This is a genomic window from Hydrogenophaga sp. FW305-3-2-15-A-LB1, assembly GCF_058787875.1.
Genome location: NZ_JBYTAE010000159.1, coordinates 1 through 4120, shown reverse-complemented (window position 1 = coordinate 4120; position 4120 = coordinate 1). Strand labels below are relative to the sequence as shown.

The 4120-nt window shown below is 70.1% G+C and carries 3 protein-coding genes; 1 reads left to right on the top strand and 2 read right to left on the bottom strand.

From position 1 onward, the window contains the following. Both AC3WPZ_RS27630 and AC3WPZ_RS27625 read right to left on the bottom strand, forming a co-directional pair. A partial coding sequence (locus AC3WPZ_RS27630; RefSeq protein ID WP_492442541.1) for a TetR/AcrR family transcriptional regulator occupies nt 1-670 on the bottom strand: 670 nt, incomplete at its 3' end. A gap of 83 nt (nt 671-753) precedes the next feature. After that, entirely contained in the window at nt 754-1794 is a 1041-nt protein-coding gene (locus AC3WPZ_RS27625) for an SMP-30/gluconolactonase/LRE family protein (protein WP_382322691.1), read from the bottom strand. 130 nt (nt 1795-1924) lie between these two features. Between AC3WPZ_RS27625 and AC3WPZ_RS27620 the strand changes: the two genes are divergently transcribed. Continuing rightward, entirely contained in the window at nt 1925-4003 is a 2079-nt protein-coding gene (locus tag AC3WPZ_RS27620; RefSeq protein WP_492442539.1) for an acetoacetate--CoA ligase, read from the top strand. The last annotated feature ends 117 nt before the right edge of the window (nt 4004-4120 follow it).

The window sequence follows — 4120 nt, the reverse complement described above, 5'->3', positions numbered from 1 at the left end:
ATCGTGGGGGGCACAGCGCGGCGCGCAGTCCCCCCACGATGAAGCGCACCAGCCGCTCGGCGGCGGCCGGGTCGTTGGCGCGGTTGATGTTGAGCGAGAGGCGCTCCACGCGCACATCCACCAGGTGGTGCAGCAGGGCGCCGAGCGCGAACTGGTAGCCCCAGGCGGCCTCGGCGCGGCTGGCGCGCGGCAGGGCGTGGTGCAGCGCGTCGATGAAGCGGTGCGCCAGCGGGTCGAAGAACTCGCGCAGCACGCGGTCGGACTCCTCGCCGTGGTAGGCCAGTTCGCGGCCGACCAGCTGGGCGTAGAACTGCCCCTCGGGGCTGGAGCGCATGCGGATCACCGGCGCCACGAAGGCCTCGACGATGCGCGGCAGGGTCTGCGGGTCGTCGGGGTCCTGCGAGGCGGCGTCCAGCGCGGCCAGCCGCTCCTCGATGGTGTGGCTCCAGTGCGCGAACACCGCGTGGAACAGGTCCTGCTTGGGGCCGTGGTAGTAGGCCACCAGCGCCAGCGGCACGCCGGCCTCTTCGGCGATCTGGCGGATCGTCACCGCGTGGTAGCCGCGCTGCGCGAACAGCTTCTCGGCCGCGAGCAGGATGGCCTGCTGGCGGTCGGGGCGGGGCGCGGCACTCTTCTGGCGACGGGCAGGCTCAGGCTTGCGGGACGGCATGGCGGTATTGAACATGTGTTCAAAAATGTTGTACACCCGTACAAACCCTGGGCCGGGTCGTGCGGAAGGCGGGCGCTGGTGTGTTACCAGTGCACCATGGGCAGGCCGGGCACGGGCGAGGTGAAGAAGGGGATGGTGGTGCCCATGAGGCTGCCGATGTAGACCGTGCGCAGGTCGGGTCCGCCGAAGGTGACGCTGGCCATCCAGGGCGCCAGCGTGCCGCGCGCGCGCAGCATGTCCTCGGCGGTGAGCGTGCCGTCGTTCATGTGGTCCAGCAGCACCTTCGAGGCCTCGGGGTTGCCGTCGTCGAGCAGCAGGCGCCGCTCGCCCTGCGGCGTGAGCGCGATCAGCTGGTCCGTCATCACCAGCGTGCACCAGAGGTTGCCGAAGGCGTCGAACGCGATGCCGTCGGGGAAGCCGCCCAGGTGGGAGGGCCCGAACACCTCGCGGTCGGCCAGGGCGACGCCCTGGGCCGACTCCACCACGCGCATGCGGCTGATGTGCGGCCCGGTGGTCTCGACGATGTAGAGCCATTCCTCGTTCGCGTCGAAACGGATCTCGTTGGTGAAGTGAAAGCCGTCGGCCACCACGCGCAGGCCGCGTTCGTCCACCACCGCGATGTAGCCGTCGCGCACGCGGCTGCTGGCCGCCACGGTCCAGGGGTTCACGCGCGTGGAGACGGTGAGCCAGATGCGGTTCTTCGAATCGCGCAGCACGAAGTTGACCTTGCCGATCGCCTGGCCGTCGATGGTGTCGTGCAGCGTGCGTGTCTGGCCGTCGCGCGCCATCACCTCCAGCCGGTCGGTGCCGAAGTTGGCGATCAGCACGTCGCCATTGGCCGCGAAGGCCAGGCCGTTGGGCAAGGTGCCCTGCGTGTACTTGGCCTCCACGTCGTGCAGCGAAGCCTGCGCGGCGCTGGCGAAGCGCTGGTCGGCGCGTTGGCCGATGAAGCGCTGCTGCCCGTCGGCGCCGATGCGCGTGACGCCGCCGCGCGCGTCGGCCGCCCACAGCGTGCCGTCGCGCTCGGCCAGGATGCACTCGGGCCGTTGCAGGTCCTGGCCGATGGTGCGGATGGCGGCGCGGTCGACCTGGAAGCCGTCCAGCGGGTTGTTTGTCGAAGGCATGGTGGGTTCCCCGATGAGGCGGGCCGCGGGCTGCGGCCGGCGAAGGGGGCATTGAACGGTTGGCGCCGATTCTTGTACAACCGTACAAACCCTAGTCGTACCGGGCGCGGGCCCGGTCTAAGCTCGGCGCATGACCGCGCCCCACGTGCCCCAGATCCGCCTCTACCAGCAATGGCTCGCCGAGCACCGCGGCCTGCGTTTCGACGACTACGGCGCGCTCTGGCGCTGGTCCATCACCGACCTCGACGGCTTCTGGCAAAGCATCTGGGACTACTTCGAGCTGCAGTCGCCCACGCCGCACACGGCCGTGCTGGCGAAGAACGTGATGCCCGGCGCGCCCTGGTTTCCCGGCGCGCGCATGAACTACGCGCAGCAGGTGTTCCGCCACGTGCGGCCGGCGCACGAGGCGGGTTTTTCCGCCGTGGTGAGCCGCAATGAAAAGGGCCGGCAAGTGGAGCTGAGCTGGCCCGAGCTGCGGCGCCAGGTCGCCTCGCTCGCGCAGCACCTGCAGGCCCAGGGCGTGCAGCCGGGCGACCGCGTGGCGGCCTACCTGCCCAACATTCCCGAGGCCATGGTGGCTTTTCTCGCCACGGTGTCCATCGGCGGCGTGTGGAGCATCTGCGCGCCCGACATGGGCACCAACGCCGTGCTCGACCGCTTCCGCCAGATCGAGCCGGTGGTGCTGATCGCCTGCGACGGCGTGAGCTACGCCGGCCGCGACCACGACCGCCTGGCGGTGGTGGCCGAGCTGCGCGCGGCCCTGCCCACCGTGCGCCACGTGGTGCTGCACACCAACCTGGCCGAAGGCGAGGCGGCGCAGGCCGAGGCGCTGCAGGCCGCATCGCCCTGTGCCAGCTTCGCGGCCGCCACCGCGCGCGACGATGCCGCCACCGCCGCCTTCGAACCCTTGTGGCTGCCGTTCGACCACCCGCTGTGGATCGTCTATTCCAGCGGCACCACCGGCCTGCCCAAGCCCATCGTGCACGGCCATGGCGGCACGGTGATCGTGGGCATGGCGCTCAAGATCCTGCACAACGACGTGGGCTGCAGCTACCACCCCAACAGCTGGGGCGAACGCTTCCACTGGTACAGCTCCACCGGCTGGGTGATGTGGAACGCGCAGACCAGCGGCCTGCTCAACGGCACCACCTGCGTGATCTACGACGGCAACCCCGGCGGCAGCAAGGACAAGCCCGACTGGACCACGCTCTGGCGCTTCGCCGCCGAGTTGGGCGTGACCTTCTTCGGCGCGGGCGCGGCCTTCTTCGCCAACTGCATCAAGGCCGGCGTCGACCTGGCCGCGTGTGGCGACCTGTCCGCCGTGCGCGCGCTCGGCACCACCGGTTCGCCGCTCTCGGAAGACGCGCAGCGCTGGGGCACCGATCAGTTCCGCCGCATCGCGAAGAGCGAGGCGCAGCAGGACATCTGGTGGTGCAACATTTCGGGCGGCACCGACTTCGCGGGCGCCTTCATCGGCGGCAACCGCGAGTTGCCGCAGACGCCCGGGCGCATGCAGTGCCGGCTGCTGGGCTGCGCGGTCGAAGCGTGGAACGAGCAGGGCCAGCCGGTGATCGACGAGGTGGGCGAGCTGGTGTGCGCGCAACCGATCCCGTCGATGCCGCTGTACTTCGTGGGCGACGTGGACCACCAGCGCCTGATCGGCAGTTATTTCGACACCTACCCGCCGGGCCAGGGCCGCAAGCCCGGGGGTGGTGACCTCGGCCCCGAGGCCGGCGCGGTCTGGCGGCACGGCGACTGGCTGCGCATCGGCGCGGACGGCTCCTGCGTGATCTACGGCCGCTCCGACGCCACCATCAACCGCCACGGCCTGCGCATGGGCACGAGCGAGCTCTACAGCGCGGTCGAGGCCCTGCCCGAGGTGATGGACTCCATGGTGGTGGACCTGGAGTACCTCGGGCGCGAGAGTTACATGCCGCTGTTCGTGGTGTTGCGCGAAGGCACCGTGCTCGACGATGCGCTCAAGGCGCGCATCAACGACAGCATCAAGACCGCGCTGTCGCCGCGCTTCGTGCCCAACGGCGTGTTTCAGGTGGCCGAGATTCCGCGCACGCTCTCGGGCAAGAAGCAGGAACTGCCGATCAAGAAACTGCTGCTCGGCCAGCCGCTGGAGAAGGTCATCAACCGCGAGGCGATGGCCAACCCGGGTTGTCTGGACTGGTATGTGAAGTTTGCGGTTTCGCGGGCGTAGCTGCTCTGCCCGGTTTTCAGGCCTGCACCTCGTGGGCCCGCGAGTGCCGGGCGCTCTGCTCCGCGGGTGTCCCCCGGCGGCTGGTGCCGCCTCCTCCTTTACCCCGCTGCGCAGAGC

Bases quoted from the DNA above. Each gene is read 5' to 3' on its own strand.
- AC3WPZ_RS27620 (WP_492442539.1), top strand. From the start codon at position 1,925: ATGACCGCGCCCCACGTGCCCCAGATCCGCCTCTACCAGCAATGGCTC.
- AC3WPZ_RS27625 (WP_382322691.1), bottom strand. From the start codon at position 1,794: ATGCCTTCGACAAACAACCCGCTGGACGGCTTCCAGGTCGACCGCGCC.